The organism is Caballeronia sp. LZ033, assembly GCF_031451265.1.
Lineage (GTDB): Bacteria > Pseudomonadota > Gammaproteobacteria > Burkholderiales > Burkholderiaceae > Caballeronia.
On record NZ_JARUXQ010000001.1, the window covers coordinates 2,261,583 to 2,286,962 of the forward strand.

The 25,380-nt window shown below is 66.1% G+C and carries 25 protein-coding genes; 8 read left to right on the plus strand and 17 right to left on the minus strand.

Annotation, left to right across the window (positions count from 1 at the left end; translation table 11 throughout):
* Positions 1–39 precede the first annotated feature (39 nt).
* From QCE62_RS10570 to QCE62_RS10610, 9 genes are all read right to left on the minus strand, one after another.
* Entirely contained in the window at positions 40–507 is a 468-nt protein-coding gene (locus tag QCE62_RS10570; RefSeq protein WP_309917403.1) for a protein YgfX, read from the minus strand.
* A 29-nt stretch (positions 508–536) separates the two neighbouring features.
* Positions 537–1,775: a beta-ketoacyl-ACP synthase II gene (gene fabF / locus QCE62_RS10575; RefSeq protein ID WP_309917406.1), complete on the minus strand. Its 1,239-nt coding sequence runs from the start codon at positions 1,773–1,775 to the stop codon at positions 537–539.
* 145 nt (positions 1,776–1,920) lie between these two features.
* A complete protein-coding gene (gene acpP / locus QCE62_RS10580) occupies positions 1,921–2,160 on the minus strand; it encodes an acyl carrier protein (protein WP_004197638.1) in 240 nt (79 codons plus the stop codon).
* A 248-nt stretch (positions 2,161–2,408) separates the two neighbouring features.
* Positions 2,409–3,149: a 3-oxoacyl-ACP reductase FabG gene (fabG, locus tag QCE62_RS10585; protein ID WP_309917409.1), complete on the minus strand. Its 741-nt coding sequence runs from the start codon at positions 3,147–3,149 to the stop codon at positions 2,409–2,411.
* Positions 3,150–3,169: 20 nt separating this feature from the next.
* Positions 3,170–4,102 (minus strand): ACP S-malonyltransferase, encoded by a 933-nt coding sequence (gene fabD / locus QCE62_RS10590; protein WP_309917412.1) that lies wholly within the window; start codon positions 4,100–4,102, stop codon positions 3,170–3,172.
* A 129-nt stretch (positions 4,103–4,231) separates the two neighbouring features.
* Positions 4,232–5,221 carry a beta-ketoacyl-ACP synthase III gene (locus QCE62_RS10595; protein ID WP_309917415.1) on the minus strand — a complete coding sequence of 330 codons (990 nt, stop codon included), beginning with the start codon at positions 5,219–5,221 and terminating at the stop codon, positions 4,232–4,234.
* Complete coding sequence (gene plsX, locus QCE62_RS10600) at positions 5,221–6,381, minus strand: phosphate acyltransferase PlsX (protein WP_309917418.1); 1,161 nt, start codon at positions 6,379–6,381, stop codon at positions 5,221–5,223. The genes QCE62_RS10595 and plsX overlap by 1 nt, the downstream gene beginning before the upstream one ends.
* Before the next feature lie 138 nt (positions 6,382–6,519).
* Positions 6,520–6,699, minus strand: a complete 180-nt coding sequence (gene rpmF, locus QCE62_RS10605) for a 50S ribosomal protein L32 (RefSeq protein WP_035501683.1) — start codon at positions 6,697–6,699, stop codon at positions 6,520–6,522.
* Positions 6,700–6,826: 127 nt separating this feature from the next.
* Positions 6,827–7,507: a YceD family protein gene (locus tag QCE62_RS10610; RefSeq protein WP_309917421.1), complete on the minus strand. Its 681-nt coding sequence runs from the start codon at positions 7,505–7,507 to the stop codon at positions 6,827–6,829.
* Between the two features lie 335 nt (positions 7,508–7,842).
* Between QCE62_RS10610 and QCE62_RS10615 the strand changes: the two genes are divergently transcribed.
* The gene (locus tag QCE62_RS10615) at positions 7,843–8,460 is read left to right on the plus strand and encodes a Maf-like protein (protein ID WP_309917424.1); all 618 of its coding nucleotides are present in this window, start codon (positions 7,843–7,845) and stop codon (positions 8,458–8,460) included.
* The gene (locus tag QCE62_RS10620; protein ID WP_309917426.1) at positions 8,457–9,176 is read left to right on the plus strand and encodes an SAM-dependent methyltransferase; all 720 of its coding nucleotides are present in this window, start codon (positions 8,457–8,459) and stop codon (positions 9,174–9,176) included. The genes QCE62_RS10615 and QCE62_RS10620 overlap by 4 nt, the downstream gene beginning before the upstream one ends.
* Before the next feature lie 19 nt (positions 9,177–9,195).
* Here QCE62_RS10620 and QCE62_RS10625 read toward each other — a convergent pair whose 3' ends face one another.
* The 4 genes from QCE62_RS10625 to QCE62_RS10640 are packed head-to-tail and all read right to left on the minus strand — an operon-like array spanning position 9,196 to position 12,231.
* On the minus strand, positions 9,196–10,155 hold the full coding sequence (locus tag QCE62_RS10625; RefSeq protein WP_309917427.1) for a S49 family peptidase: 960 nt from the start codon (positions 10,153–10,155) through the stop codon (positions 9,196–9,198).
* A gap of 34 nt (positions 10,156–10,189) precedes the next feature.
* Entirely contained in the window at positions 10,190–10,576 is a 387-nt protein-coding gene (locus QCE62_RS10630; RefSeq protein WP_309809164.1) for a Rieske 2Fe-2S domain-containing protein, read from the minus strand.
* On the minus strand, positions 10,573–11,232 hold the full coding sequence (locus QCE62_RS10635; protein WP_309917429.1) for an HAD-IA family hydrolase: 660 nt from the start codon (positions 11,230–11,232) through the stop codon (positions 10,573–10,575). Before QCE62_RS10635 ends, QCE62_RS10630 begins: the two co-directional genes overlap by 4 nt.
* On the minus strand, positions 11,233–12,231 hold the full coding sequence (locus QCE62_RS10640; RefSeq protein WP_309917432.1) for an RluA family pseudouridine synthase: 999 nt from the start codon (positions 12,229–12,231) through the stop codon (positions 11,233–11,235).
* A 908-nt stretch (positions 12,232–13,139) separates the two neighbouring features.
* Here QCE62_RS10640 and QCE62_RS10645 point away from each other — a divergent pair.
* From QCE62_RS10645 to QCE62_RS10670, 6 genes are all read left to right on the plus strand, one after another.
* Positions 13,140–16,550 carry an Rne/Rng family ribonuclease gene (locus tag QCE62_RS10645; protein ID WP_309917434.1) on the plus strand — a complete coding sequence of 1,137 codons (3,411 nt, stop codon included), beginning with the start codon at positions 13,140–13,142 and terminating at the stop codon, positions 16,548–16,550.
* Between the two features lie 261 nt (positions 16,551–16,811).
* Positions 16,812–17,918 (plus strand): GTP 3',8-cyclase MoaA, encoded by a 1,107-nt coding sequence (moaA, locus tag QCE62_RS10650; protein ID WP_309917438.1) that lies wholly within the window; start codon positions 16,812–16,814, stop codon positions 17,916–17,918.
* 94 nt (positions 17,919–18,012) lie between these two features.
* A complete protein-coding gene (gene mobA / locus QCE62_RS10655; RefSeq protein WP_309919795.1) occupies positions 18,013–18,567 on the plus strand; it encodes a molybdenum cofactor guanylyltransferase MobA in 555 nt (184 codons plus the stop codon).
* Between the two features lie 121 nt (positions 18,568–18,688).
* A complete protein-coding gene (gene glp, locus QCE62_RS10660; RefSeq protein ID WP_309917441.1) occupies positions 18,689–20,002 on the plus strand; it encodes a gephyrin-like molybdotransferase Glp in 1,314 nt (437 codons plus the stop codon).
* 66 nt (positions 20,003–20,068) lie between these two features.
* Positions 20,069–20,344, plus strand: a complete 276-nt coding sequence (locus QCE62_RS10665) for a hypothetical protein (protein WP_309809175.1) — start codon at positions 20,069–20,071, stop codon at positions 20,342–20,344.
* The gene (locus QCE62_RS10670; RefSeq protein ID WP_309917444.1) at positions 20,341–20,826 is read left to right on the plus strand and encodes a GNAT family N-acetyltransferase; all 486 of its coding nucleotides are present in this window, start codon (positions 20,341–20,343) and stop codon (positions 20,824–20,826) included. The genes QCE62_RS10665 and QCE62_RS10670 overlap by 4 nt, the downstream gene beginning before the upstream one ends.
* A gap of 1 nt (position 20,827) precedes the next feature.
* On the opposite strand, the gene QCE62_RS10675 is transcribed toward QCE62_RS10670, so the two are convergent.
* From QCE62_RS10675 to QCE62_RS10690, 4 genes are read right to left on the minus strand one after another with little or no spacing between them, the layout of a single operon-like run.
* Positions 20,828–22,297, minus strand: a complete 1,470-nt coding sequence (locus QCE62_RS10675) for a DNA recombination protein RmuC (protein ID WP_309917446.1) — start codon at positions 22,295–22,297, stop codon at positions 20,828–20,830.
* On the minus strand, positions 22,294–23,277 hold the full coding sequence (locus tag QCE62_RS10680) for a D-glycerate dehydrogenase (protein ID WP_309917448.1): 984 nt from the start codon (positions 23,275–23,277) through the stop codon (positions 22,294–22,296). Before QCE62_RS10680 ends, QCE62_RS10675 begins: the two co-directional genes overlap by 4 nt.
* A 3-nt stretch (positions 23,278–23,280) precedes the next feature.
* A complete protein-coding gene (locus QCE62_RS10685; RefSeq protein ID WP_409017817.1) occupies positions 23,281–24,699 on the minus strand; it encodes a sodium:proton antiporter in 1,419 nt (472 codons plus the stop codon).
* A gap of 5 nt (positions 24,700–24,704) precedes the next feature.
* Positions 24,705–25,376, minus strand: a complete 672-nt coding sequence (locus QCE62_RS10690; RefSeq protein ID WP_309917451.1) for a lactate utilization protein C — start codon at positions 25,374–25,376, stop codon at positions 24,705–24,707.
* Between the last annotated feature and the right edge of the window lie 4 nt (positions 25,377–25,380).

Consider the following 25,380-nt stretch of genomic DNA (forward strand, 5'->3'; position numbering starts at 1 on the left):
CTTGCAGGCAACTGGAACGCTCATCAGACGTTACAGTCGTTACAGGTGGGAAGCCGCGCTGCGGCGGGCCTGTACGGCGAGCTGGCGGAAAGTTTCGGGGTCGATGCAATCCGCCGCGACGAGCAGCGTTCCGGCCTTTCTGTGTGCGCTCGCGAGACGCAGCGCGAGCAGCCAGCCACCCCATTGAGCACAGCGCGTGATGCGCGCATGACGGATTCCGCCGTCCGCATGCAAGAGCGCGAGCCCGTCAGCATGCAAGTGCAAAGCCGCGGGTTGGGCGCGCATCCATCGGTACGATCCGAGTCCGAGCACCGCCGCGGTCAGCGCGCACGCCACCGCCGCATGACCCGCGTGGTCCGTGTGAGCGAAGACGCTCTGAAACACCGTGGCACAGGCAAGCGCCAGAAAGCCGGCCAGCGCCGCACGCAGAAAGCGCGACGGCCGCAGCGGAATGCCCGGCACGAAGCCGGTTTCCCGATGCGGCCGGATCACGCGCGCGCTCGTCATCCCGATTGCCCTGACGGCGCGAGGCAGACTCAGTGACGCTTGAAGACGAGCGAGCCGTTCGTGCCGCCGAAGCCGAACGAGTTCTTCACCGCCACGTCGATCTTCATGTCACGCGCGGTATTGGCGCAGTAGTCCAGGTCGCACTTCGGATCCTGGTTGAAGATGTTGATGGTCGGCGGCGACACCTGGTTGTGGATGGCCAGCACCGTGAACACCGATTCCAGGCCGCCCGCGCCGCCCAGCAGGTGGCCGGTCATCGACTTGGTGGAGTTCACGACGGCCTTCTTCGCCTGATCGCCGAGCGCACGCGTGATGCCGATGGTCTCGGCGATGTCGCCGAGCGGCGTGGACGTGCCGTGCGCGTTGACGTAGTTCACTTCGTCGGGGTTGACGCGCGCGTTCTTCATTGCGTTGACCATCGCGCGGCGGCCGCCGTCGCCGTCTTCAGGCGGCGCGGTCATGTGATAGGCGTCGCCGCTCATGCCGTAGCCGAGCACTTCAGCATAAATCTTCGCGCCGCGCGCCTTCGCGTGTTCGTACTCTTCGAGCACCATCACGCCCGCGCCCTCGCCCAGCACGAAGCCGTCGCGGTCCGTGTCCCACGGACGGCTGGCGGTGGCGGGATCGTCGTTGCGCTGCGACAGCGCGCGCGCCGCCGCGAAACCGCCGATGCCGAGCGGCGACACGGTAGCCTCCGCGCCGCCGGCGATCATGACGTCGGCGTCACCGTATTCGATGAGACGCGACGCCTCGCCGATGCAGTGCAGGCCGGTCGTGCAGGCGGTGACCATCGACAGATTCGGGCCCTTGAAGCCGAAGCGGATGGACAGATGGCCGGAGATCATGTTGATGATCGAGGCCGGCACGAAGAACGGCGAGATGCGGCGCGGGCCGCGATTGAGCAATTCGGTCTGCGTGACTTCGATCATCGGCAGGCCGCCAATGCCCGAGCCGACCACCACGCCCACGCGTTCCGCGTTGTCCTCGGTGATCTCGAGGCCGCTGTCCTGCATGGCCTGGACGCCTGCCGCGAAGCCGTAATGGATGAAGGTATCCATATGGCGCGCTTCCTTGGCGGGCATGTAGTCCTCGATGTTGAAGCCCTTCACTTCCCCCGCGAAACGCGTGGAGAAGTTCGTGGCGTCGAACTTCGTGATGTTGGCGATACCCGACTTGCCCGCGACCAGATTGGCCCAGCCGTCGGCAACGGTATTGCCGACAGGCGAAACGAGCCCCAGGCCTGTAACAACAACTCGACGACGGCTCACGGTAACCCCTTATCCATAGAATGACGAAATACAAAAGCCACAGCGGCCACAGGAAACCGCCCTGTGTGCCCTGTGGCTTTCAAACTGGTCTTTGCAGCGACTGAGCATCTAGCTGTTCAGCGATGCGCCGCTGGCCCTCAGTACCTCAGGCCTTGACGTTGGCGCGAGCGTAATCGATCGCTTGCTGCACCGTGGTGATCTTCTCGGCTTCTTCATCCGGAATTTCCATGCCGAATTCGTCTTCGAGCGCCATCACCAGCTCAACGGTATCGAGCGAGTCAGCGCCCAGATCGTTCACGAACGACGCTTCGTTCTTGATTTCAGCTTCCGCCACGCCGAGTTGTTCGGCGACGATCTTCTTCACGCGCTGTTCGATGTTGTCCATGCAGCCCTCCGAGGGGAAAAAAGTTCAAAAATACGAGTGCGCGCATTTTATCAGGTTTGGACCCGCAAAATACGGCGCTTCAGTTCCATGCTCCGCTGTCCGGCGCGCTTCCTCAAGCGGGCTGCCGGGGCTTTGCAATGATTCCTTGCCGCCGCGCGGCAGCGGTGCTGCACGATGCTCTCCAGAGCATATAGCGCGCCCGTCCGGCGCGGATATTAAGCGAAAACGGGCAAAATTCCTATTCAACCTTACATGTACATGCCGCCATTCACGTGCAGCGTCGTGCCCGTGATATAGCCGGCGTACGGCGAGGCCAGGAATGCCACAGCATGCGCGATATCTTCCGGGCTGCCCAGTCGGCCAAGTGGTATGGATGCAGTCAGCGCGGCACGCTGCTCTTCGGGCAGCACCTTGGTCATGTCGGTGTCGATGAAACCCGGCGCGATGCAGTTCACCGTGATGCCGCGGCTGCCGATCTCGCGCGCCAGCGCCCGCGTCATGCCCGCGACGCCAGCCTTGGCCGCCGCGTAGTTGGCCTGGCCGGGATTGCCCGACGAACCGACCACCGACGTGATGTTGATGATGCGGCCGCCGCGCGCTTTCATCATCGGGCGCAGCACCGCGCGCGACAGACGGAAGACGGCGCGCAGGTTGGTGTCGATGACGGCGTCGAACTCGTCGTCCTTCATGCGCATCGCGAGCTGGTCCTTGGTGATGCCCGCGTTGTTCACGAGCACGTTCAGGCCGCCGAATTCCTTCACGATGCCGTCGATGAAGGCGTCGCCCGCTGCGTCGTCGTTGACGTTCAGCACCGCGCCGCGGCCCTTGCCGCCCGCCTGCGCCAGCGCCTCGCCGATGCTCGCCGCGCCGCTTTCGCTTGTGGCCGTGCCGATGACCGTCGCGCCCTGCTTCGCGAGTTCGAGCGCAATCGCCCGTCCAATGCCGCGCGACGCGCCCGTCACGACGGCTACCTGGTTTTCAAGGCTCATGGTGTCGTTCCTTATGTCGTTCAGCCAGCAATCAACCTGCGTGTGTCTTCGAGCGAGGCCGGATCGAAGACGGAAGCGCCGGTCAGATTGCCGTCGATGCGCTTCGTCAGACCCGCGAGCACCTTGCCCGGACCGCATTCCACGACGTGCGTGACGCCGTCGCGGGCCATCGCCTGCACGCATTCCACCCAGCGCACCGGGCCCGCGGCCTGGCGCACGAGCGCGTCCTTGATCGCGGCGGGATCGGAGACGACGGCGACGTCGATGTTATTGATCAGCGGAATCTGCGGCGCCTTGATCTCGATATTGGCGAGATAGTCGCGCAACTGGTCGGACGCGGGCTTGAGCAGCGACGAATGGAACGGCGCCGACACCGGCAGCGGCAGCGCGCGCTTGGCGCCCTTCGCCTTCGCGACTTCGCAGGCCTTCTCGACCGCCGCCTTCGAACCGGCGATCACGACCTGCGCGGGCGCATTGAAGTTCACCGCTTCGACCACGCCCGCCGATGCCGCTTCGGCGCACACGGCGCGCACGGTGTCGTCGTCGAGACCGAGGATCGCGGCCATGCCGCCCTGGCCCACCGGCACGGCGTTCTGCATCGCCTGCGCACGGAAACGCACGAGCGGCACAGCGTCCGCGAACGCCAGCGCGCCGGCCGCGACCAGCGCCGTGTATTCGCCCAGGCTATGGCCCGCGACGAGCGCCGGCTTGAGTCCGGTCTCCTGCTCCCACACGCGGTAGATCGCGTATGCGGCCGTCAGCATGACCGGCTGGGTGTTGGTCGTCAGGTTCAGGTCTTCGGCGGGGCCCTCGGCGATCAGCTTGCCGAGATCCTGGCCGAGCGCGTCGGACGCCTGCTGCAGCGTCTCGCGCACGATGGCGTGGTCAGCGAATGCGTTCAGCATGCCGATCGATTGCGAACCCTGCCCGGGGAAAACGAACGCAAATTTCATATCGTCCTCGTTGTCTGGAATGCGCCACGATGCCTTCGCGGACCGCGCGCTGCATGGGCGCGCGGGGTCTGTCACGAAGGGGAATCAGCAGCGGATAGGTGAAGTGATTGGAGTAGTGCGGCCGGGGAATCAGTAGCGGATGACCGATGCGCCCCAGGTGAAACCGCCGCCCACGCCTTCGATCAGCAGATGGTCGCCGCGCTTGATGCGGCCGTCGCGCACGGCGACGTCGAAGGCGAGCGGAATCGACGCCGCCGACGTATTGCCGTGCTCGCCGACCGTCACCACCATGCGCTCGGGCGGCAGGTGCAGCTTGCGGGCCGTGCTTTGCATGATGCGGATGTTGGCCTGATGGGGGATCAGCCAGTCGATGTCTTCCGGTGTGAGCTTGGCGCGCTCGAGCGCCTCGACGGCGACCTTCTCCAGCACGTTGACGGCGAGCTTGAAGACGGCCTGGCCATCCATGTGCAGGAAAGCGCTGCCTTCGACCACGCCGCCGTTCACGTTGCCCGGCGTGCAGAGGATGTCTGAATGGCTGCCGTCCGCGTGCAGCGCGCTCGACAGCACGCCCGGCTCTTCCGACGCCTGCAGGATGATGGCGCCGGCGCCGTCGCCGAACAGCACGCAGGTGGTGCGGTCCTTGAAGTCGAGGATGCGCGAGAAGGTTTCCGCGCCGATCACGAGCGCCGTGCGGGCAAGACCGCTGCGGATGAAGCTGTCCGCGGTGGCCACGCCGTAGGCGAAGCCGGAGCAGACGGCCTGCACGTCGAACGCGGCGCCGTGATTGCGGATGCCGAGCTTGTTCTGCAGCAGGCAGGCCGTGCTCGGGAACACGAAGTCCGGCGTGGACGTGGCGACGATGATCAGATCGATCGACTGGGGGTCGATGCCCGCCGCCTCGATGGCCCGCTGCGATGCGATCAGCGCGAGATCGCTCGAGGTCTGGTTCGGCGCCGCGAAGTGGCGCGCGTGAATGCCGGTGCGGGCGACGATCCATTCGTCGCTGGTCTCGACGCCCTGTTTCGCGAGACGATCGGCCAAGTCCTGATTCGTGACGCGCTCGTCCGGCAGATAGCTGCCGGTGCCCAGCACGCGGGAGTAGAGATTGGTTTGAGCCATTATGCCTTCGAATGTAGCGCAGTTCCGGACTCGCCCGGCGGGTTCGGCTGCGAGTTGGGCTGTATAGCGGGCTGTGTGTCTGGTTGCGCGTCTTGCTGTGAAGCCGCCTGCGGTTGTTCCGCGGCAGCAGCGACGCCGGCTGCGAGCGACGCGGCGGGCGCATTCTCTTCCATCGCGCGCACCAGGCGTTCGAGCACGCCATTTTTGACGGCATCATACCCGCGTTTGATCGCCCACTCAAAACCGAAGGCCTCGGCCGAGCCATGGCTCTTGATGACGAGCCCGCGCAGGCCCAGCAAGGCTGCGCCGTTGTATTGCGCGGGATCGACACGGCGCTTGAAGCGCTTGAGCACCGGCAGCGCGACGAGCGCCATCAGCTTCGAGGCGAACGAGCGGCTGAACTCTTCCTTGATGATGTCGGCGAGCATCTTCGCGAGACCTTCCGAGGTCTTCAGCGCGACATTGCCGACGAAGCCGTCGCACACGACGACATCCGTCGTGCCCTTGTAGATGTCGTTGCCTTCCACGTTGCCGTAGAAGTTGAGCGTGCTCGCCCGCAGCAGTTCGCCCGCGCGCTTGATGGTCTCGTTGCCCTTGATGACTTCTTCGCCGATATTGAGCAGACCGATGGTCGGCCGCTCGCGGCCCTCGATCGCCGACACCAGCGCGTGGCCCATCTCGGCGAACTGCAGCAGATGCTCGGGTTCGCAATCGACGTTGGCGCCGAGGTCGAGCACCGTGGTGTAGCCCTTCTGGCTCGGCATGGCGAACGCGATGGCCGGCCGTTCGATGCCGGCGAGCGTCTTCAGCACGTAGCGCGAGACGGCCATGAGCGCGCCGGTGTTGCCGGCGGAAATGCAGGTCTGCGCCGCGCCTTCCTTGACGAGGTTGAGCGCGACGCGCATCGACGAATCTTTCTTCTTGCGCAGCGCCACTTCGACCGGGTCGTCCATGGCGACGACTTCGCTCGCGGCGACGATGCTCAGGCGAGGGTCGTCAAGTGCCTTGCACTTCTTGAGCTGGGCGCGGATGGGCTGCTCGAGACCGACGAGCATGAGATGCGCGTCGGGATGCGAGCGCACGAAACTGACGGCAGCGGGAACGGTCACGGCCGGACCGTGGTCGCCCCCCATGCAGTCGATGGTGATCTTTACAGTCATGGAACGCGACGAATTTCGGACACAAAAAAGCGGCAGTGAAATGCCGCCTTCTTGTCGTGCCGGGAAAGTGTCAAGAGCGAATTGCGCCCGAGCGCCCGCAGAATGGTTTCCGCGAGCTGGACGGGCGACGGGGAACGCTTAGTCGTTCTTCGTCTTGATGACTTTCTTGCCACGATAGTAGCCATTCGGGCTCACGTGGTGGCGGAGGTGCACTTCACCCGTGCTCGGCTCGACAGCCAGCGGAGCCGTCGTGAGGAAGTCGTGGGAACGGTGCATGCCGCGCTTCGACGGCGACTTCTTGTTTTGCTGAACTGCCATGATTACTCCAGAAAAATTTTGCGAATTCTAACACAGCCCGATCCGCCGACAGCCCTCGGCCGTACGGCCATCGGGTGCGCACATCGCGCTACCTGTTTGTTGCGTGCTACAAAACCTGTTCAGTGCATCAGTGCTTGCCGCCGCCGGAACCGCCCGGCTTGAGCTTTTCCAGCACCGCAAACGGATTCGGCTTGTCTGCCGCATCCGCCGCACTGTTTTCTTCCGACTCGTCGTCCGCGCTGCCTTCGGCACTGCCCGAGAGCAGGCTTTCGTGCACCTCGGGACACACGGTGTGCTTGGGCACGAGCGGCAAGGACAACAACAACTCCTCTTCGATCAAGTCGATGAGATCGAACTGGCGCGAGCCCACGATCACTTCGACTTCATCGTCGTCGAGCGGATATTCGTCCGCTTCTTCCTCCGTCGCAACGATCCGATAGGTGGCATCGACATCGAGATGCTGCGAATACGGCGAAAGACAACGCTGACACCTGAGCCATACCGAGCCGTGGACCGCGAGGCGCAGATATGGTTGCGGCGCTTCCACGCCGTCGTCCTGCAATTCCGGCTGAGTCGAGCCCTCGGCCTGCCAGGTGAAAACCGTATCGTCCTCTCCTGCTGCCGGATTGCCCGACGCATCCGACGCATCCGACACATCCGACACATCGGAAGGCACTTCGGCTAACATGCGCGGCATCTGCGATATGCGCAGTGCGCCGGCTGCCTGCCTGCCGCTGGTGGCGAATTCGAAAATGTCGAGCGCGCGCAGATCGGCGGGGCTCGCAGGTTTGCCAGGATTCCGGGTCATGTGCGCTCCTGCTAGTGCCTTGCCTGGAACGAGTTCAGGCCTTGCGGGTTAGTGCTTCCGATGAGCGCCCAGTATGCACCGCGATGCCGCATTCGGTCAGGCGTGGCTTGCCCGAATTTGCATCGGGCTGGCTTTCATGCTTCTCCTGCCTTTGCCTGCCGGAGCCCTGCTCAGAAAGCGTCTCACCGGATTCATCGGCCTCGAGCGGAGAAAGCTGCTTGCGCACCGACCGATGAAAAGCCCAAAATCATATCGGCTTTATTCTTTCGAGTCAAATACTTAAGCGCCGCACCGCGCACCGCCGTTTTTTCCTTCTTTTTTACTGATTTCCCTTCATGTCCGACGCTTCAACTCCCCTTCCGCGCCTGATTCTGGCGTCGAGCTCACCGTACCGGCGCGCGTTGCTGGAGCGCCTGCGGGTGCCCTTCGAGGTCGTCGTGCCGGCGATCGACGAAACGCCGCTCGAAGACGAAACACCGCAGGCGACGGCGCTGCGCCTCTCCGCCGCCAAGGCGCGCGCGGCGGCGCAGCGTGTCGCGGAATCCGGCGCGCTGCTCGTAATCGGCTCGGATCAGGTCGCGACCTTCGATGGCCGGCAGATCGGCAAGCCCGGCACGCACGACAAGGCCGTCGAGCAACTGCGCGCGATGCGCGGCCGGAGCGTCGAGTTCCATAGCGCGCTGTGCGTCTTCGACAGCCGCACGAACGACACCCAATCCGCCGATATCGTCACGCGCGTGCGCTTTCGCCACTATTCGGATGCGCAGATCGAAACCTATCTGCGCGCCGAAACGCCCTACGATTGCGCCGGCAGCGCGAAATCCGAGGGCCTGGGGATTGCATTGCTGGAAGCGATCGAATCCGACGATCCCACCGCGCTGATCGGCCTGCCGCTGATCGCGCTGACGGGCATGCTGGCCCGCGCCGGCTTGCCGGTACTGGGGGTGCAATGAGCGGCGTCCTCTATCTGATTCCGAACACGCTCGGCGAAGGCGACGCCGCCGCGCTCGCGCAGGTCCTGCCCGAACCGGTGCGGGCCCGGGCGGCCGCGCTGGGGTACTACATCGGCGAAAACGCCAAGACGACGCGCGCGTTCCTCAAGAAAGTCGGCACGGAACGGCCGATCCAGGAGATCGACGTGCGCGAGTTGAACGTCAAGACGCCGCCTGGCGAGATCGACAGACTGCTCGCGCCGATCCTCGCCGGCGCCGACGCCGGGCTGGTCTCCGAGGCGGGCTGCCCGGCCGTCGCCGACCCGGGCGCACTGCTGGTGCGGCGTGCGCACGATCGCGGCGTGAAGGTGGTACCGCTCGTCGGACCGAGCTCGATCCTGCTGGCGCTGATGGCCTCGGGCATGAACGGCCAGAGTTTTGCGTTCAACGGCTATCTGCCCGTCGATGCCGCCGAGCGCGGCAAGCGCCTGCGCGAACTCGAGCAACTGTCGCGCAAGGCCAATCAGACGCAGATTTTCATCGAAACGCCGTATCGCAACCGCGCGATGCTCGACACGCTGATCGCCGCCTGCGCACCCTCGACGCTGATCTGCGTCGCCGTGGATCTGACCTTGGGCGGCGAAACCATCGTCACGCGCACGGCGGCCGACTGGAAGAAGAAAGCCGCGCCGGACCTGCAGAAGCGTCCGGCGATCTTCCTGCTGCTCGCGTCCTGATGTCCTGATGTCCTGACCCTCAGCGCAGCTGGAACCGGCCGCCGAGCGTCAGCGCGCGCACGGCGGCATCGCCCGCCGATGCGCCGAAGCGCCGCACCACGCGCTCGCTGATGCTTTCCTTCTGGGTGTAGTCGACGATGTCCGGCTGCTTGATGACTTCGCGCGCGACATAGCCGGCGTCGCCGAAATCGTCCGCGAGGCCGAGCGCGACGCTCTTTTCGCCGGTCCAGATCAGGCCGGAGAACATCTCCGGATCGTCTTTCAGGCGCTTGCCGCGGCCCTGCTTCACGGCGTCGATGAACTGCGCGTGGATCTGGTCGAGCATGTCCTGCGCGTGGGCAGTCATCGCGGGCGTTTCGGGCGAGAACGGATCGAACTCGCCCTTGTTGGCGCCCGCCGTGTGCAGGCGCCGCTGCACGCCGAGCTTGTCCATCAGGCCGGTGAAGCCGAAACCGTCCATCAGCACGCCGATCGAGCCGACGACGCTCGCCTTGTTCACGTAGATCTTGTCAGCCGCCGCGGCGACGTAATAGCCGCCCGACGCGCAGATGTCGTCGACGACCACGTACAGCGGCGTTTTCGGATATTTCGCGCGCAGGCGCTTGATCTCGCCGTAGATGATGCCCGCCTGCACCGGACTGCCGCCCGGGCTGTTGATGCGCAGGATCACGCCGGCCGTGTTTTCGTCCTCGAAGGCGCTTTGCAGCGCGCCGTCGATGTTGTCGGCGCTGGCGTCGCCGGTAGCGGAAATCTCGCCCTGCAGGTCGATCAATGCCGTGTGCTTGCCGGCCTTCGCGGCCCGGTCGCCGGTGAAATCGAACACGCCCCAGGCAACCAGCGCGATGACGATCAGAAACAGGAAGCGGAAGAAGATGCGCCAGCGCCGGGCGGCGCGCTGCTCGCGAATCGCGGCCAGGGCGATGCGCTCGAGCGCTTCGCGCTCCCAGTTGTCGTTGCCGCGAGGAAGGTTGTCGGACATGCGTGGTTCAGGCGAGTGAATGGATCGGGGTGTTTCAGGCGGGCTGCAAGGACGCATCGGGGAGCCAGAAGACCGCGCGGCCTTCAGGCGTGTCGCGTTCCTCGACCGTCACGGCGCGCAGACGGGCGCCGCGGCACGGACCGCCGACGCATTTGCCGGTGTCGGGCTGGTAGATCGCCCCGTGGGTCGCGCACATCAAGTATAGGCCCGAGCTCTCGAAGAACTGACCCTCGTTCCAGTCGAGCTCCATCGGCACGTGCGCGCAGCGGTTCAGATAGCCGTACGGCTTGCCGTCGTAGCGCACAAAGAAGACGACCGCCTCGCCGGCGGCGTCCGTCGCCGGCACGCGGACGCCCGCGCCGCCGTCGACGAGTGCTTCCGCTGCGCACACGCGCACCGCGTCCCGCGCCGCTTCGCTCATGCGTGCTCCCTGAGCCAGCCGGCCAGCGACGCGACACTGTCCGCGCAGAAATGCGGCTTGAGCACCGCGAGCGAATCCGCCGGATGCGCGCCATAACCCACGCCGACGCCCGCCGCGCCCGCGTTGATCGCCATCTGCAAGTCGTGCGTCGTGTCGCCGACCATCACGGTGCGCCCGAGATCCTGGCCGAGTTCGCGCGTGAGCTCGTGCAACATGGCGGGGTGCGGCTTGGAGAAGGTCTCGTCGGCGCAGCGCGTGCCGTCGAAGGCGCTCGTCAGGCGCGACTGATCCAGCGCGCGATTCAGCCCGACCCGGCTCTTGCCCGTCGCGACCGCGAGGAAATAGCCCTCGTCGCGCAGGTCCTGCAGCATTTCGCGCACGCCGGAAAACAGCTCGGTTTCCTGCCCTTTCGTCAGGAAGTGGAAGCGATAACGCTCGGCCAGGCGCGGGTAGTCGGCGGGATCGAGGGTCGGCGCGCAAATTTGCAGCGCATCCTTGAGCCCGAGGCCGATCACATAGCTGGCGGATTCATCGGCGGGAACCAGCAGGCCCAGGTCGCGGCAGGCGGCCTGGATGCTGCGCGTGATGTGGACGGTCGAATCCATCAGCGTGCCGTCCCAGTCGAAAACGATCAGATCGAATTGCTTCCGCGGCATTTACGGTGTCTCACGATTTTTGAGTTGTTCGATGAAGCGCCGGCACTCGGCGGGCAGCGGCGCTTCGAACTGGATCGGTTCGCCGCTCGCCGGATGGGTGATCTTCAGCCGGTAAGCGTGCAGAAACATGCGTTTCAGCGACGCTTTCGCGCTCGGACGCGCCAGATCCTTGTTCAGCGCGAAGTCGCCGTACTTGGCGTCGCCCGCGATCGGCAGGCCGATGCTCGCCATGTGCACGCGGATCTGATGCGTGCGCCCGGTCTTCAGTTCCGCCTCGACCCACGCGTATGCGTCCCAGCGTTCGATCAGATTGAACACCGTGTGCGACGGCAGGCCGTTTTCCTGGATGCGCACGCGGCGCTCGCCGTCGGCGGCGACGTATTTGTGCAGCGGCGCCTTCACGATGCGCCGGCGGCCCCAATCGGCGGGCCAGTCGCCATGACCGACCGCGTAATAGCGCTTGTCGACGCGATTTTCCCGAATCTGCTCATGCAGATTGACCAGCGCGGCGCGTTTCTTCGCGAGCATCAGCACGCCGGAGGTTTCGCGGTCCAGCCGATGCACCAGTTCGAGGAACTTTGCGTGCGGCCGGGCGTTGCGCAGCTGCTCGATCACGCCGAACGCCACGCCGCTGCCGCCGTGCACCGCGACGCCCGAGGGTTTGTCGATGACGATCAGATGCTCGTCTTCGAACAGGATGGGAAATTCGGCGGCCGGCGCGTTCGACGACACCGGCGTTTCGTCCGCCTGGGCTGTGCGGATGGGCGGCACGCGCACCAGATCGCCCATTTCGAGACGGTACGCGGCGTCGATGCGGCCCTTGTTCACGCGTACTTCGCCGCTGCGGAGAATCCGGTAAATATGGCTCTTTGGCACGCCTTTACAGACGCGCAGCAGGAAATTGTCGATCCGCTGACCGGCGGCAGTCTCGTCGACTTCGATCATCGACACCTGTTCGCTCGCGACCTGTTTCTGGGAAGTTTTGCCTAACTCATTCATTCTGAATATAATTTGCGAGCAGTCTGAAAAGGTTGGTGCTTTAGATCAAGCACTGGCCGCGATTGATCAGACTGTACAGGTGCAAGCGATAAACCATCATTTTACTTGCGCCCAAGGTCGGTTGCTCACCCTGAATACAGAGAGCAGCGAGTTGCACGCACGGCGATATCACCGGCAGGGACGAAGCCCACAGGCGCGTTCGGTCGAGTCGATCGCCGGTCGGTAACGGATTTCTGGTCAAAAAGAATTTTATCGGCGAGAAGCGAAGGCGCCCGGTGCAACAACCGGTCGCCGCCTGAATCGGTCCTGCGCGAAATTGCGCATGAGCAGGAGAAACAGGCAATCTACGCTCGCCGGTTTTGCGAACAATTGCCGGCGGAATCGCTGCTGCGCTGTAATCTGCGAAGCGCGATCACGCCGCCATGAGGCGAGACACACGGCAGCCGGCTGACGGGCGCGATACAAGGCCCGCGGCGGCGCCGGCGCGGCCTGGCCGCAGGAAGAACCGGTTATGCAGCATCGCGCCGGTGTGCGCGAGACCGCTCTTCCGCGGCCACCGTTGGGAGGATTCAGGCGCTGCAAAGCGCGTCGGGCGGGCAGCGCGTCGGGTCGTTTCGGACTTCCCGGACGTCCGTCCGCCACGCCGCCGTCCATCCTCGCCACGCGCCGCGCGGCTCGACTTCGCCTCGCCGTTGTTTCGCAGGTGCCCCATGGCACGGCCGCCGCGCTGGCGGCTGTCGCCTGCTTTCGGCAATTCTCCCGCCAGAAATCCCGCTCCAGCGTGCTTTGTGACAACACACAAAAAAGCGCGGCTCGCCCGCCTTCCCGCCTCGCGCGCGTGACCTTCATCCGTCACTGACGCCGATTCGCCTGACGAGGGAGGACGAAAGCCGCTCTGGAGCCGTTCCATGAAACGCATGCTGTTTAACGCGACGCAGCAAGAAGAATTGCGCGTCGCCATCGTCGATGGGCAGAAACTCATCGACATCGACATCGAAACCGCCGGGCGCGAACAGCGCAAAGGCAACATCTACAAGGGAGTCGTCACCCGCATCGAGCCGTCGCTCGAAGCCTGCTTCGTCAACTACGGCGAGGACCGCCATGGCTTCCTGCCGTTCAAGGAAGTCGCCCGCCAGTATTTCCGCGACGGCGTCGACATGCGCTCCGCGCGCATCCAGGACGCGCTGCGCGAAGGCCAGGAACTCATCGTCCAGGTCGAGAAGGAAGAGCGCGGCAACAAGGGCGCGGCGCTGACCACGTTCATTTCGCTGGCCGGCCGCTATCTCGTCCTGATGCCGAACAACCCGCGCGGCGGCGGCGTGTCGCGCCGCATCGAGGGCGACGAGCGTCAGGAACTGCGCGAAACCATGGCGCAGCTCGAACTGCCGGAAGGCATGAGCATCATCGCGCGCACGGCGGGCATCGGCCGTTCGGCGGAAGAGCTGCAGTGGGACCTGAACTACCTGATGCAGCTGTGGCGCGCGATCGAAGCCGCTTCGCAAAGCGGCGTCGCCGGCCAGCCGATGCTGATCTATCTCGAATCCAGCCTCGTCATTCGCGCGATCCGCGATTATTTCCAGCCGGACATCGGCGAAATCCTCATCGACACGACCGAAATCCATGACCAGGCGCGCGCCTTCATGGACATCGTGATGCCCGACAACCTCTCGAAGGTGAAGCGCTATCACGACGACGTGCCGCTGTTCTCGCGCTTCCAGATCGAGCACCAGATCGAAACCGCGTACTCGCGCACGGTGCCGCTGCCCTCGGGCGGCGCGATCGTGATCGATCACACCGAGGCGCTCGTCGCCATCGACGTGAACTCGGCGCGCGCGACCAAGGGCGCCGACATCGAGGAAACCGCGACGCGCACCAATCTCGAAGCCGCCGACGAAGTCGCGCGCCAGCTTCGTCTGCGCGATCTGGGCGGCCTGATCGTGATCGATTTCATCGACATGGAATCGGCCAAGAGCCAGCGCGAAGTCGAGCAGCGTCTGAAGGACGCGCTCAAGCACGACCGTGCCCGCGTACAAATGGGCAAGATTTCGCGCTTCGGCCTGATGGAACTGTCGCGTCAGCGGCTGCGTCCGGCGCTGTCGGAAGGCAGCCACGTGACCTGCCCGCGCTGCAACGGCACGGGCCATATCCGCGACACCGAATCGTCCGCGCTGCAGGTGCTGCGGATCATTCAGGAAGAAGCGATGAAGGAACACACCGCGGCGATTCATTGCCAGGTGCCGGTCGAGGTGACAGCCTTCCTGTTGAACGAAAAGCGCTCGGAAATCAACAAGATCGAATCGCGCTTCAAGGTCAATGTCGTCCTGATTCCGAACAAGCATCTGGAAACGCCGCATTACAAGCTGGAGCGCCTGCGTCACGACGACGCACGCCTCGACGAGCCGCGTGCATCGTGGAAGATGGCCGTGGAAGCCGCGACGGAACTCGAATCCGAGACCGGCTACAGCAAGCGCGCGGAAGAGGTGAAGCCGAAGCAGGAAGCCGCGGTCAAGGGCATCACGCCCGAGAAGCCCGCGCCGAGCGCGCCGGTCAAGGCCGCTCCGGTCGAGGCCGCGCCCGTTGCGGCGCCGGTGCCGGCGAGCGGCGGGTTCATCGCGTGGATCAAGAACCTGTTCGGCATCCCGCCGGAAGTCAAGCCCGCCCCGGCTCCGGTCGAGGCGCAACCCGCCGCGCGTCCGCAACGTGAGCGCAGCGAACGCGCGGGCAGCGGCGATCGCAATCGCAACCGCCGCAGCGGCGGCGCCGGCCGTGATGGCGCGCAGGCAGGCGGCGCGAGCAGCGGCAATGGCAGCACGGGCGGCAACGGCGCAGGCCGGCAAGGCGCGCGCCGTGAAGATCGCGAAGCGCGTGGCGGTCGTGAGGGACGCGAGGGTCGCGAGCTGCGTGAAGTGCGCGAGCCGCGTGAGGCACGTGAAGCCCGCGAGCCGCGCGAGGGCCGCGAGCCGCGTGAAGGCCGTGAGCCGCGTGAAGGCCGTGAGCGCAACGCCGAACGCGCCCCGCGTCCGGAAGCAGGCGAACGCCAGGAACGTCGCGAACGTCCGGATCGTGGTGAACGCGGTGCCGAGCGCGCCGATCGTTCTGAACGCGCCGATCGTCCCGAACGTGCAGAGCGCGGGGAACGGCCGGATCGTGGCGAACGCCGCAAGCCGCAGCCGGAAGCCGCCGTCGAAGCACTGACGCAAGGCGAAACGGTGGTATCGGAAATCGTCGAGTCGGCGCAGGTCGATGTGGACGCCGCAGGCTTCGACGCAGGATCCGCCGATCAGGGCGCGCGTGACGGCGAAGAGCGTCGCCGCCGTCGTCGTGGCCGTCGTGGCGGCCGTCGCGAACGCGAGGAAGACGGCATCACCGTGAATCACGCGGCTGACGTCGCGGAAGCCGAAGGCGCAGCGGACAGCTCCTCCGCACAGGCCGGCGTGTTCGACGCCGAAGCCGCGCAGGAAGTGTCGGCGCGTCGCGAAGCGCGTCCGGCTGTGGAATCGGCCGAAGCAGCGGCAGTGGCACCGGCACCGGTCGAAACAGTTGCCGCGCAACCGGTTGAAGCGCCGGTTGAAGCGCCGGTTGAAGCGCCGGTCGAAGCGAAGCCCCAAGCGCCCGCGCCTGTCGTCGCTGAAGAAGCGCCGGTGGCCGAGGCTCACAAGGCTGAACCGGTCGAAGCGAAGGCGTCGACGCCCGAAGCAGCCGGCTTCGACATGTTCGCCAAGCCGGCGCCGTCGGTCGACAACCCGTTCGGTCCGTCGCCGAAGGTTGCCGAAACGAAGCCTGTCGATCCGTTCGCGCCCGTCGCCGACGAAGCCAGGCCGGTCGAGGCCGCGCCCGCTCCGGTGGAAACGCCGGCTCACGCGGAAACGCCGGCTCCGGCCGCTGCCGAAGCCGTGCCTGAAGCAGTTCCGGCGCCTGCCTCCGTGGAAGCCGAAGTGGCCGAACCGGTGAAGGTCGCCGCCGTTGCGCCGACGCCCGAAGCAACGGCCGTCGAACCTGTGCCGCCGCTCGAACCCGCCGAGGCGCAGGCGCCGGTCGCAGCGGAACCGGTGCAGGCAGCCACACCCGCCGCCCCGACAGCACCCGCCGCACCCGCCGCACCCGCGACGGCCACGCCGATCGCCGCGGAAGCGCTCCAGCCGATGCTCGAACGTGCCGGCCTCGTGTGGGTCAACACGGACGCGACCAAGCTGCGTGAAGCCGATGCCGCCGCCGCCCGCCTGCCCGCGCCGGTGCGCGTGCCGCGCGAACGCAAGGCGCTCCCGCCGGCCGACACCACGCCGATGCAGCAGGTGGAAACCGGCAAGGGCACCCATTGAGCGATCATTGAGCGCTCTGCCGCCCGGCACGGCTTCGCGCCGTGTGCCGGGCGGACGCTGACGAAACGCCATCGACCCACATCGATGGCGTTTTTTTCGTGCACCCGCCGCGCAGCGCTGCAAGAAAAGCGGGAAAACCAGACCCCGCGCGGGTATCCCCCTTGCGACTCCAATGAGAAGCTTCCGTTAAAATGGCAGCGTCATAGAACGATTCGCAACCCTCGAACAAGACCGCAACGGTCGAGCCGAAACCCAATCACCATGTCCCGACGCATCATCCCCGTGACCGACATCAGCGCGATTCCGGCCTTCGCCGGCGTCGCTGCTGCGCCATCGGGGCTGCTCACGGACACGCTCGCGCGTCCTTTGCGCGACCTGCGCATCTCGGTGACCGACCGCTGCAACTTCCGCTGCGTGTACTGCATGCCGCGCGAGGTGTTCGACAAGCACTACTCGTTTCTGCCGCACGCCGCCCTGCTCTCCTTCGAGGAAATCGAGCGGCTGGCGCGCGTGTTCGTCGCGCACGGGGTCGAAAAGATTCGCCTGACGGGCGGCGAACCGCTTTTGCGCAAGAACATCGAATTTCTGATCGAGCGGCTGGCGCTGCTGCGCACGCCCGAAGGCCGCCCGCTCGACCTCACCCTGACCACCAACGGTTCGCTGCTCGCGCGCAAGGCCCGCTCGCTGAAAGACGCGGGGCTGTCGCGCGTCACGGTCAGCCTCGACGCCCTCGACGACGCGCTGTTCCGCCGCATGAACGACGCTGACTTCGCGGTCGGCGACGTGCTCGAAGGCATCGCCACGGCGCAGGCGGTCGGGCTCGCGCCGCTCAAGGTGAACATGGTCGTCAAGCGCGGCACCAACGACCAGGAAATCGTGCCGATGGCGCGTCATTTCAAAGGCAGCGGCGCGATCCTGCGGTTCATCGAATACATGGACGTCGGCGCCTCAAATGGCTGGAACATGAGCGAAGTGCTGCCGTCGGCGCAGGTGGTGGAGCGCATCGACGCGCATTTCCCGCTCGCACCGCTCGAAGCCCATACCGACGCCGAAACCGCGCAACGCTGGGGCTATCGCGACGGCAGCGGCGAAATCGGCGTGATCTCCAGCGTCACGCGCGCGTTCTGCGGAACCTGCACGCGCGCGCGGCTCTCGACGGAAGGCAAGCTGTACCTCTGTCTTTTCGCCGTCGCCGGGCACGATCTGCGCGGGCTGATCCGCGGCGGCGCCAGCGACGAGGAAGTCGCCACGTCCATCGCGCGCATCTGGGAAGCGCGCGGCGACCGCTATTCGCAATTGCGCGGCAGCGCGGCGGCTGAGTCGCGAAGCGACGGACCGCGCGTCGAAATGTCGTACATCGGCGGCTGACGCAGGCCAACCGACCGTGCAGGCCACGCCCCATCCTCATGCTTTCTCCGACGACATCACGGCGCTCGTGCTGGCGGGCGGACGCGGCTCGCGCATGGGCGGCATCGACAAGGGCATGCAGCCGTTTCGCGGCGAAGCGCTCGCGCTGCACGTGATGCGGCGTCTCGCACCGCAGGCCGGCGCGATGCTGGTCAGCGCCAACCGCTCGCTCGATGACTACGCGCGTCTCGGCGCGCCGTTCAACGCGCGCGTCATCGCCGATACCCGCGGCGAACATCCCGGACCGCTTGCCGGCATCGCGGCCGCGCTGCGCGAGGCGCGCACCGGCTTCGTGCTGACCGCGCCCTGCGACGCGCCGTTCGTCGACGAACACCTGTGCGCCGCGCTGCGGCAGGCGCTCGAAACGAAGGGTGTCGACATTGCGTATGCGGCGACGGTCGAGGCCTCCGGCGACGTGCAGGCGCATCCGGTGTTCGCGCTGCTGCGCACCTCGCTCGCCGACGATCTCGACGCCTGGCTGGACGCCGGCGAGCGCAAGGTGCGCGCGTGGTACGCGCGCCACACGGCGGCCGAAGTCCAATTTCACGATGTACGTGCGTTTTACAATGTCAACGATTTGCAGCAGCTGGCCGAGCTGGAGCGCGACTGACCGCTCAACCCGCAGTTCGCTCGCGTCCGCCCATGCGGCCTGATCCTTCCGGGCTGCTTGTTCTCTCCGCTGCCGTGGCATGGTCTCACCGCCCGACGCAGGCCGCGATCCACTCCGATTCATGACCACGCCCAAGGAACTCTTCGCCTCCGTTGCTCAGTACGATCCGAATGCGCTGCCCGTCGAGGCCGCGCAGGACATCGTGCGTCAATGGGCGATGCCGCGCGGAGCAAACACGCCATCCGAACGCGTGAGCCTGCACGACGCGCTTGGCCGCGTGCTGGCGGAGGACGTGATTTCTCCCATCGACGTCCCCGCCTTCGACAATTCCGCCATGGACGGCTACGCGTTCGCGGCTACGGCAGTAACGGCGGTGACGGGCGGCGGCGCAACGGTCGAACTTCCGGTCGCGGGCACGGCGTTCGCCGGCCGTCCCTTCGTGGCCACGTCCGGCGGGCGCGAATGCGTGCGCATCATGACCGGCGCGCTCATGCCGCCGGGCTGCGACACGGTGGTGCCGCAAGAGCAGGTCACCCGCGAAGGCGACACCATTCGCTTCGCCGTGACGGGCATCCGCGCGGGACAGAATCGCCGGCTGGCGGGCGAGGATCTCGCCAAAGGCAAGCCCGCGCTGACCGCCGGACGCATCGTGCGGGCGTCGGACCTCGGGTTGCTCGCGTCGCTCGGGATCGGCGAAGTCGCGGTGCGCAAGCGGCTCGTCGTGGCCTTCTTCTCGACCGGCGACGAATTGCGCTCCATCGGCGAAACACTGAGCGCGGGCAGCGTCTACGACAGCAATCGCTACACGCTCTTCGCGATGCTCCGGCGCCTGGGCGTCGACACCCTCGATCTCGGCATCGTGCGCGACGACCGCGCCTCGCTCGAAACCGCGCTGCGTCACGCCACCCACAGTGCGGATATCGTCATCAGTTCAGGCGGCGTCTCAGTGGGCGATGCGGACTTCACGCGCGGCCTGCTGAATTCGCTCGGCGAAGTCGCCTTCTGGAAGATCGCAATGCGCCCCGGCCGGCCGCTGGCGTTTGGCCGCCTGTGGTCGGGCGAGCGCGCGGGCGCGGGCAGCTCGGCGCTGTTCTTCGGCTTGCCGGGCAATCCGGTCGCCGTGATGGCGACCTTCTACTTCATCGTGCGCGAGGCCTTGCTGGCCATGTCGGGTGCGCAGCGGCAGGCGCTCACGGCCCTGCGCGCCCGCGCCGCGGAACCGATGAAAAAACGCGCGGGCCGCACCGAATTCCAGCGCGGCATCGCGACACGCGAGGCCGACGGCGGCTGGCGCGTCGTCACGACCGGTCCGCAAGGCTCGGGCGTGCTCAGCTCGATGAGCGAAGCGAACTGCTTCATCGTGCTCGAGCATGCTCGCGGTGACATAGACGCCGGCGACGATGTCGAGATCGTGCCGTTCGACGGCCTGATCTGATAGCTGCGCCACGCGCGCGTATCGCCGTAACCCTCATTCCTATATCGACAGACGGGGCACCCTTCCATGAAAAAACAGATTTCGTTCATCGCACCGGGACAGACCGCCAAGGCGCTGATCCTCGTTTATCTGACCTTCAGCGTGCCGATCGTGCTGCTGGGCGTCGTGGTCGCGTTCGTGCGCTATGGCTCGGTGGAAGTCAGCACGGTCACGAGCGCGCTGCTGCTCAACGCGATACTCGGCTTCATCCTGCTGTGGATTGCCTGTCACGCGTACAACTGGGTGGCGTCGCGTTTCGGCGGCATTGAGATCACGCTGTCCGACGCGCCGGAGGAAGCATGAGCGCCGCCCTGATCCGCGCGGCGACGCCCGCCGATGTCGGCGCCGTGTTCGCGCTGATGCTCGAACTGGCCGAGTTCGAGAAGCTGACACATCTGTTTAGCGCCACCGAGCAGGACGTGCACGATGCGTTGTTCGGCGCGCGCCCGGCCGCCGAAGCGCTGGTTGCCGAACAGAACGGCGAGATCGTCTCGTATGCGTTGTTCTTCCAGAATTTCTCGACCTTCCTGGGCAAGCGCGGGCTGTACCTCGAAGACCTCTACGTACGTCCCTCGATGCGCGGCAGTGGCCTCGGCACGCAGATGTTGAAGAAGCTGGCCGCGCTCGCAGTGGAGCGTCAATGCGGCCGCTTCGAATGGTCGGTGCTCGACTGGAACCAGAACGCCATCGACTTCTACGAAAAGATGGGCGCGACCGTGCTGCCCGACTGGCGCATCGTGCGCGTCACGGGCGAGCCGCTCGAACGGCTGGCCGTGTCTTCGTAGGTCACTCGTCTTCTTCACCGTCGGGCGGGGGTACGTCACCCGACGCCTCGCCCAGCAGCCCCGCCGCCCGCTCTCCCGGCAACGCTTCCACGTCGCGCAGCCGCTTGTTCATCTGCCGCGTGCGCGTCTGCGCCGCCTCGATCGAGCGCGTGACCGTTTCCAGCTGCGACTTGGTCCGCGCCAGCACGTCGCCGAACTTGCCGAACTCGGTCTTCACCGCGCCCAGCACCTGCCAGACCTCGCTGGAACGCTTCTCGATGGCCAGCGTGCGGAAGCCCATCTGCAAGCTGTTGAGCAGCGCGGTCAGCGTCGTCGGCCCGGCAATGCTCACGCGATAGTCGCGCTGCAACGCATCGCTCAGACCAGGGCGACGCAGCGCTTCGGCATACAGACCTTCGGTCGGCAGGAACAGCAGCGCGAAGTCGGTGGTATGCGGGGGCGCGACGTATTTCTGCGCGATCGCCTTTGCCTCCGCGCGCAACCGGCCTTCGAGCGCGCGTGCGGCGTCCTCGACCGCGGCCGGATCGGCACGTTCCTGCGCGTCGATCAGACGCTCGTAGTCCTCGCGCGGAAACTTCGCGTCGATGGGCAGCCACACAGGCGTGGCGGCTTCATCGGATGTCGAGGACGCTCCCGGCGCGTCATGACGGCCTGGGAGCTTGATCGCGAATTCCACGCGTTCGTTGCTCTTCGGCACCGTAGCGACGTTCTTGGCGTACTGCTCCGGCGTGAGCAGCTGCTCCAGCAGTGCTTCGAGCTGCACTTCGCCCCAGGTGCCGCGCGTCTTGACGTTGGTCAGCACCTTCTTCAGGTCGCCGACGCCCGCCGCGAGTGTCTGCATTTCGCCCAGTCCGCGATGCACCTGCTCCAGCCTGTCCGACACCAGCTTGAACGACTCGCCCAGCCGTTGCTCCAGCGTGGCGTGCAGCTTTTCATCGACGGTGCGGCGCATTTCGTCGAGCTTCGTCGCGTTGTTCGCCTCGATGTCCTTGAGACGCGCCTCGAGCGTCGCGCGCACCTCGCCGAGCCGCCGTTCGTTCGCCTCCGACAGCTGCGCGAGATGCAGCGAGATCGAATCGGCGAAGCGCTTCAACGCGTTGCCCTGATCCTCGCGCGCCTGCTGGCTCTGTTGCGCCAGTTGTTGCGCAAGCGCGTCGAACTGGGCGTTCTGCACGTTCGCTGTACTCGCCAGTTGCGTCGACAGCGTCTGATGGAACTGCGCGAAGCCGCTCTGCGCTTCCATGCGCGACACCCGCCCGCTTTCGGCGATATCGCCGCGCAGGCCGCGTTCGAGCCGTTCCTGCGCGCGCGCATGCGCCTCGCCCATATCGTTGACGCGATCGGTGAGCGCCTCGAACTCGTCATGCATGCCGCCGTGCGACGGACGCCGCAGCGTCACGACCAGCGCGATGAGCGCAATCACCAGCGCGAGCGCCAGCACGGCGACCGCGCCCACCAGCAGTTCCATCATTTCTTCAGTACGCCCGGGTTGATCGGGTTCGGCGGATTGCCCGCGCGCGGGCCTTCGCCGAGCGCGGCGATCAGGTTGTCGGCGGCGAGATTGGCCATGGCGCGGCGCGTGGCCTCGGTTGCGCTGGCGATGTGCGGCGTCAGCACGACGTTGTCGAGCACCAGGAAGTCAGGATTGAAGTTCGGCTCGCCTTCGAAGACATCGAGGCCCGCCGCGGCGATGCGCTTGTCACGCAAAGCGGCGATCAGCGCGGCATCGTCGACGATGCCGCCGCGCGCGATGTTCGTGAGCGTCGCGGTCGGCTTCATCAGCGCGAGCTCGGCCGCGCCGATGGTGTGATGGCTCTCCTTCGAATACGGCACGACGAGCACCACGTGATCCGCGCGCTTCAGCAGATCTTCCTTCGACGCGTACTCCGCATTCAGCGCGGCCTCGATCTCGGGCGCGACGCGCGAACGGTTGTGATACAGCACGCGCATGTTGAAGCCGCTGGCCCGCCGCGCGAGCGCCTGCCCGATGCGTCCCATGCCGATCACGCCGAGCGTCGAGCCGTAGACGTCCGCGCCGAGGAAGGAATCGAAGGACCATTTCTGCCACTGGCCCGCGCGCAGGAAATGCTCCGACTCGGTCACGCGGCGCGCGGCCGCCATCATCAGCGCCCAGCCGAAGTCGGCGGTGCTTTCGTTGAGCACGTCCGGCGTGTTGGTGCCGAGCACGCCGTGTGCGTCGAACGCCTGCATGTCGAAGTTGTTGTAGCCGACCGCCATGTTCGCAACCACTTTCAGCTTCGGCGCGGCCGCGAGTTCGGCGTCGCCGACGCGCTCTCCGGCCGTGAACGCGCCGTCGCAGTTGGCGAGACGCCGGACGAATTCATCCTGCGGAAGGACATCGCCCAGGTTGGCGTCCACATCGAAGTATTGTTTCAGCCGCTCGATCACATCAGGGAACGTGGATCGTGCGACAAGCACTTTCTTCTTCATTGCCTACTCCCGGAAAAATAGCCAGCCCAGCATGGCGAAAAGCGGCAGCAAGACGACGCCCGACCACGCGATATAGCCGAAGAAACTCGGCATGCGCACGCCGCGCGACTCGGCGATCGCCTTGACCATGAAATTCGGCGCATTGCCGATATACGTGTTCGCGCCCATGAAGACCGCGCCCGCAGAAATGGCGGCGAGCGTGGTGGCGTCGGTGGTCATGAGCGTGCGGGCGTCGCCACCCGCGAGATTGAAGAACACGAGATAGGTGGGCGCGTTGTCGAGGAATGACGACAACAGGCCCGTGGCCCAGAAGTACGCCAGGTCCACCGGCTTGCCGTTCGCGTCCGACACCGCGTGCACGATGCCCGCGAACGCGCCGTCCGCGCCCGCGCGCAGGATGGTGATGACCGGCGCGATGGTGACGAAGATCGCGGCGAACAGCCTGGCCACTTCCGCGATGGGCGCCCAGTCGAACGCATTGCCCTCGCGCGCACTGTTCGGCGTCCATGCGAGCGATGCCAGCAGCACGCCGGCAAGCAGCACATCGCGCACGAGATTCTGCAACTGCACCTGCGTGCCGAACACATTGAACGCGATGCCGGGCTTCCACACGCCGCTCATCAGCACCAGCGCGACGATGGCCGCGAGCAACGCGAAGTTGATCTTGCCGTCGACGCCGAGCGACGGCGTATCGGGCGTCGGGTCGAGTGCCGGCCGGCGAGCATCGTGCTTGCGCCAGTAGTGGCTGTCGAGCAGATAAAACAGCCCGAGCAACGCGACGCAAAGCACCAGCATGGGCAGCGCGAGATGCAGCGTGGTCCAGAAAAATAAGAAGCAGTTCAGGAAGCCCAGGAACAGCGGCGGATCGCCCAGCGGCGTGAGCGAGCCGCCCGCATTGGCGACCAGAAAGATGAAGAACACGACCACATGCACGACGTGCTTGCGGTTGTCGTTGGCGCGCAACAGCGGCCGGATCAGGAGCATGGCCGCGCCGGTCGTGCCCATGAGGCTCGCGAGCACGGTGCCGAGCGCGAGCAATCCGGTGTTGAGCCGCGCCGAACCATGCAGGTTGCCGCGCACGCAGATGCCGCCCGCCACCGTATAGAGCGCGGCCAGCAGGATGATGAAGGGAATATATTCTTCGAGCAGTGCGTGCAGCAGCACGCCGCCGGCAGTGCCGGCCCCGAACGCGACGGCGAACGGCACGAGAAACGCGAGCGTCCACGCGGCCGCGATCTTGCCATAGTGGTGATGCCAAACCTTCGCGGCCACGAGCGGAAAGACCGCGATGGACAGCAAGACGCCGATGAACGGCAGTCCCCACGCGGCGGAGAGCGTTGCGCCGTCGAGCGTGGCCGCCGCCGCGGGATTCGTGACCGATGCCAATACAGCGAGCAGGATACCGCCAGCGAGAAGCCGCATAAGACTCAGGCTCCGCGCACGACGATGACATGCACGCGATACGGCCCGTGCGCGCCGAGCACGATGGTCTGTTCGATATCGCCGGTGCGCGACGGTCCCGAGACGAAATTGACCGCGCGCGGCAGTTCGCCCCGCTCGGCGCGGATGAGCGCGAAGGCGTCTTCGTGCGCCGCGACGATGCGCGACGCCGGCACGATGGCAATGTGGGTGGCAGGCAGCAGCGCGCCGGATGCGGGCGTTTCGGCGCTGGACAGCAGCACGAGCGAACCGGTTTCGGCGGTGGCGCAGAAACAGCCGGTGATGCCGACGAGATCGGCATCGGCAGGCTTGCGCAATGACACGTGCAGGCCGGCTTCGGCAAACGGCAGGTCAGCGAGCGCGGGCCACGCGACGACCTCGGTCGGGAGATTCAGCGCATGAAGATAGCGCGCGGCTTCGGCAGGGGTTTCGGCCAGCGACTCGACTTCGGCGACGGTGGTGGCAAGACGCTCGGCCTCCAGCCTGAACCGCGCGACGAGTTCTTCGCGCGTCTGCGGCAAAGGCGGACGCGGGCCTGCCGGATGCCGATCAACATACTCCTGCGCCGCCGCGCGCTCGGCGTCCGTCGGCTCGCCGTGACGACCCTGCGCACTGCGGATGCGCGCGAGAATGGTGCGGCGCGCGGCCGATGTATCCATGGTG

What these genes read in the sequence shown, in the direction of transcription:
- QCE62_RS10690 (WP_309917451.1), bottom strand. Translation starts at nt 25,376, where the DNA reads ATGGATACATCGGCCGCGCGCCGCACCATTCTCGCGCGCATCCGCAGT.
- QCE62_RS10665 (WP_309809175.1), top strand. Translation starts at nt 20,069, where the DNA reads ATGAAAAAACAGATTTCGTTCATCGCACCGGGACAGACCGCCAAGGCG.
- QCE62_RS10625 (WP_309917427.1), bottom strand. Translation starts at nt 10,155, where the DNA reads ATGTCCGACAACCTTCCTCGCGGCAACGACAACTGGGAGCGCGAAGCG.
- fabD (WP_309917412.1), bottom strand. Translation starts at nt 4,102, where the DNA reads ATGAAATTTGCGTTCGTTTTCCCCGGGCAGGGTTCGCAATCGATCGGC.
- QCE62_RS10645 (WP_309917434.1), top strand. Translation starts at nt 13,140, where the DNA reads ATGAAACGCATGCTGTTTAACGCGACGCAGCAAGAAGAATTGCGCGTC.
- fabG (WP_309917409.1), bottom strand. Translation starts at nt 3,149, where the DNA reads ATGAGCCTTGAAAACCAGGTAGCCGTCGTGACGGGCGCGTCGCGCGGC.
- QCE62_RS10675 (WP_309917446.1), bottom strand. Translation starts at nt 22,297, where the DNA reads ATGATGGAACTGCTGGTGGGCGCGGTCGCCGTGCTGGCGCTCGCGCTG.
- QCE62_RS10685 (WP_409017817.1), bottom strand. Translation starts at nt 24,699, where the DNA reads ATGCGGCTTCTCGCTGGCGGTATCCTGCTCGCTGTATTGGCATCGGTC.
- moaA (WP_309917438.1), top strand. Translation starts at nt 16,812, where the DNA reads ATGTCCCGACGCATCATCCCCGTGACCGACATCAGCGCGATTCCGGCC.
- glp (WP_309917441.1), top strand. Translation starts at nt 18,689, where the DNA reads ATGACCACGCCCAAGGAACTCTTCGCCTCCGTTGCTCAGTACGATCCG.
- QCE62_RS10630 (WP_309809164.1), bottom strand. Translation starts at nt 10,576, where the DNA reads ATGAGCGAAGCGGCGCGGGACGCGGTGCGCGTGTGCGCAGCGGAAGCA.
- QCE62_RS10615 (WP_309917424.1), top strand. Translation starts at nt 7,843, where the DNA reads ATGTCCGACGCTTCAACTCCCCTTCCGCGCCTGATTCTGGCGTCGAGC.
- QCE62_RS10640 (WP_309917432.1), bottom strand. Translation starts at nt 12,231, where the DNA reads ATGAATGAGTTAGGCAAAACTTCCCAGAAACAGGTCGCGAGCGAACAG.
- mobA (WP_309919795.1), top strand. Translation starts at nt 18,013, where the DNA reads ATGGGCGGCATCGACAAGGGCATGCAGCCGTTTCGCGGCGAAGCGCTC.
- QCE62_RS10610 (WP_309917421.1), bottom strand. Translation starts at nt 7,507, where the DNA reads ATGACCCGGAATCCTGGCAAACCTGCGAGCCCCGCCGATCTGCGCGCG.
- QCE62_RS10635 (WP_309917429.1), bottom strand. Translation starts at nt 11,232, where the DNA reads ATGCCGCGGAAGCAATTCGATCTGATCGTTTTCGACTGGGACGGCACG.
- plsX (WP_309917418.1), bottom strand. Translation starts at nt 6,381, where the DNA reads ATGACTGTAAAGATCACCATCGACTGCATGGGGGGCGACCACGGTCCG.
- QCE62_RS10570 (WP_309917403.1), bottom strand. Translation starts at nt 507, where the DNA reads ATGACGAGCGCGCGCGTGATCCGGCCGCATCGGGAAACCGGCTTCGTG.
- QCE62_RS10680 (WP_309917448.1), bottom strand. Translation starts at nt 23,277, where the DNA reads ATGAAGAAGAAAGTGCTTGTCGCACGATCCACGTTCCCTGATGTGATC.
- QCE62_RS10595 (WP_309917415.1), bottom strand. Translation starts at nt 5,221, where the DNA reads ATGGCTCAAACCAATCTCTACTCCCGCGTGCTGGGCACCGGCAGCTAT.
- QCE62_RS10620 (WP_309917426.1), top strand. Translation starts at nt 8,457, where the DNA reads ATGAGCGGCGTCCTCTATCTGATTCCGAACACGCTCGGCGAAGGCGAC.
- rpmF (WP_035501683.1), bottom strand. Translation starts at nt 6,699, where the DNA reads ATGGCAGTTCAGCAAAACAAGAAGTCGCCGTCGAAGCGCGGCATGCAC.
- acpP (WP_004197638.1), bottom strand. Translation starts at nt 2,160, where the DNA reads ATGGACAACATCGAACAGCGCGTGAAGAAGATCGTCGCCGAACAACTC.
- QCE62_RS10670 (WP_309917444.1), top strand. Translation starts at nt 20,341, where the DNA reads ATGAGCGCCGCCCTGATCCGCGCGGCGACGCCCGCCGATGTCGGCGCC.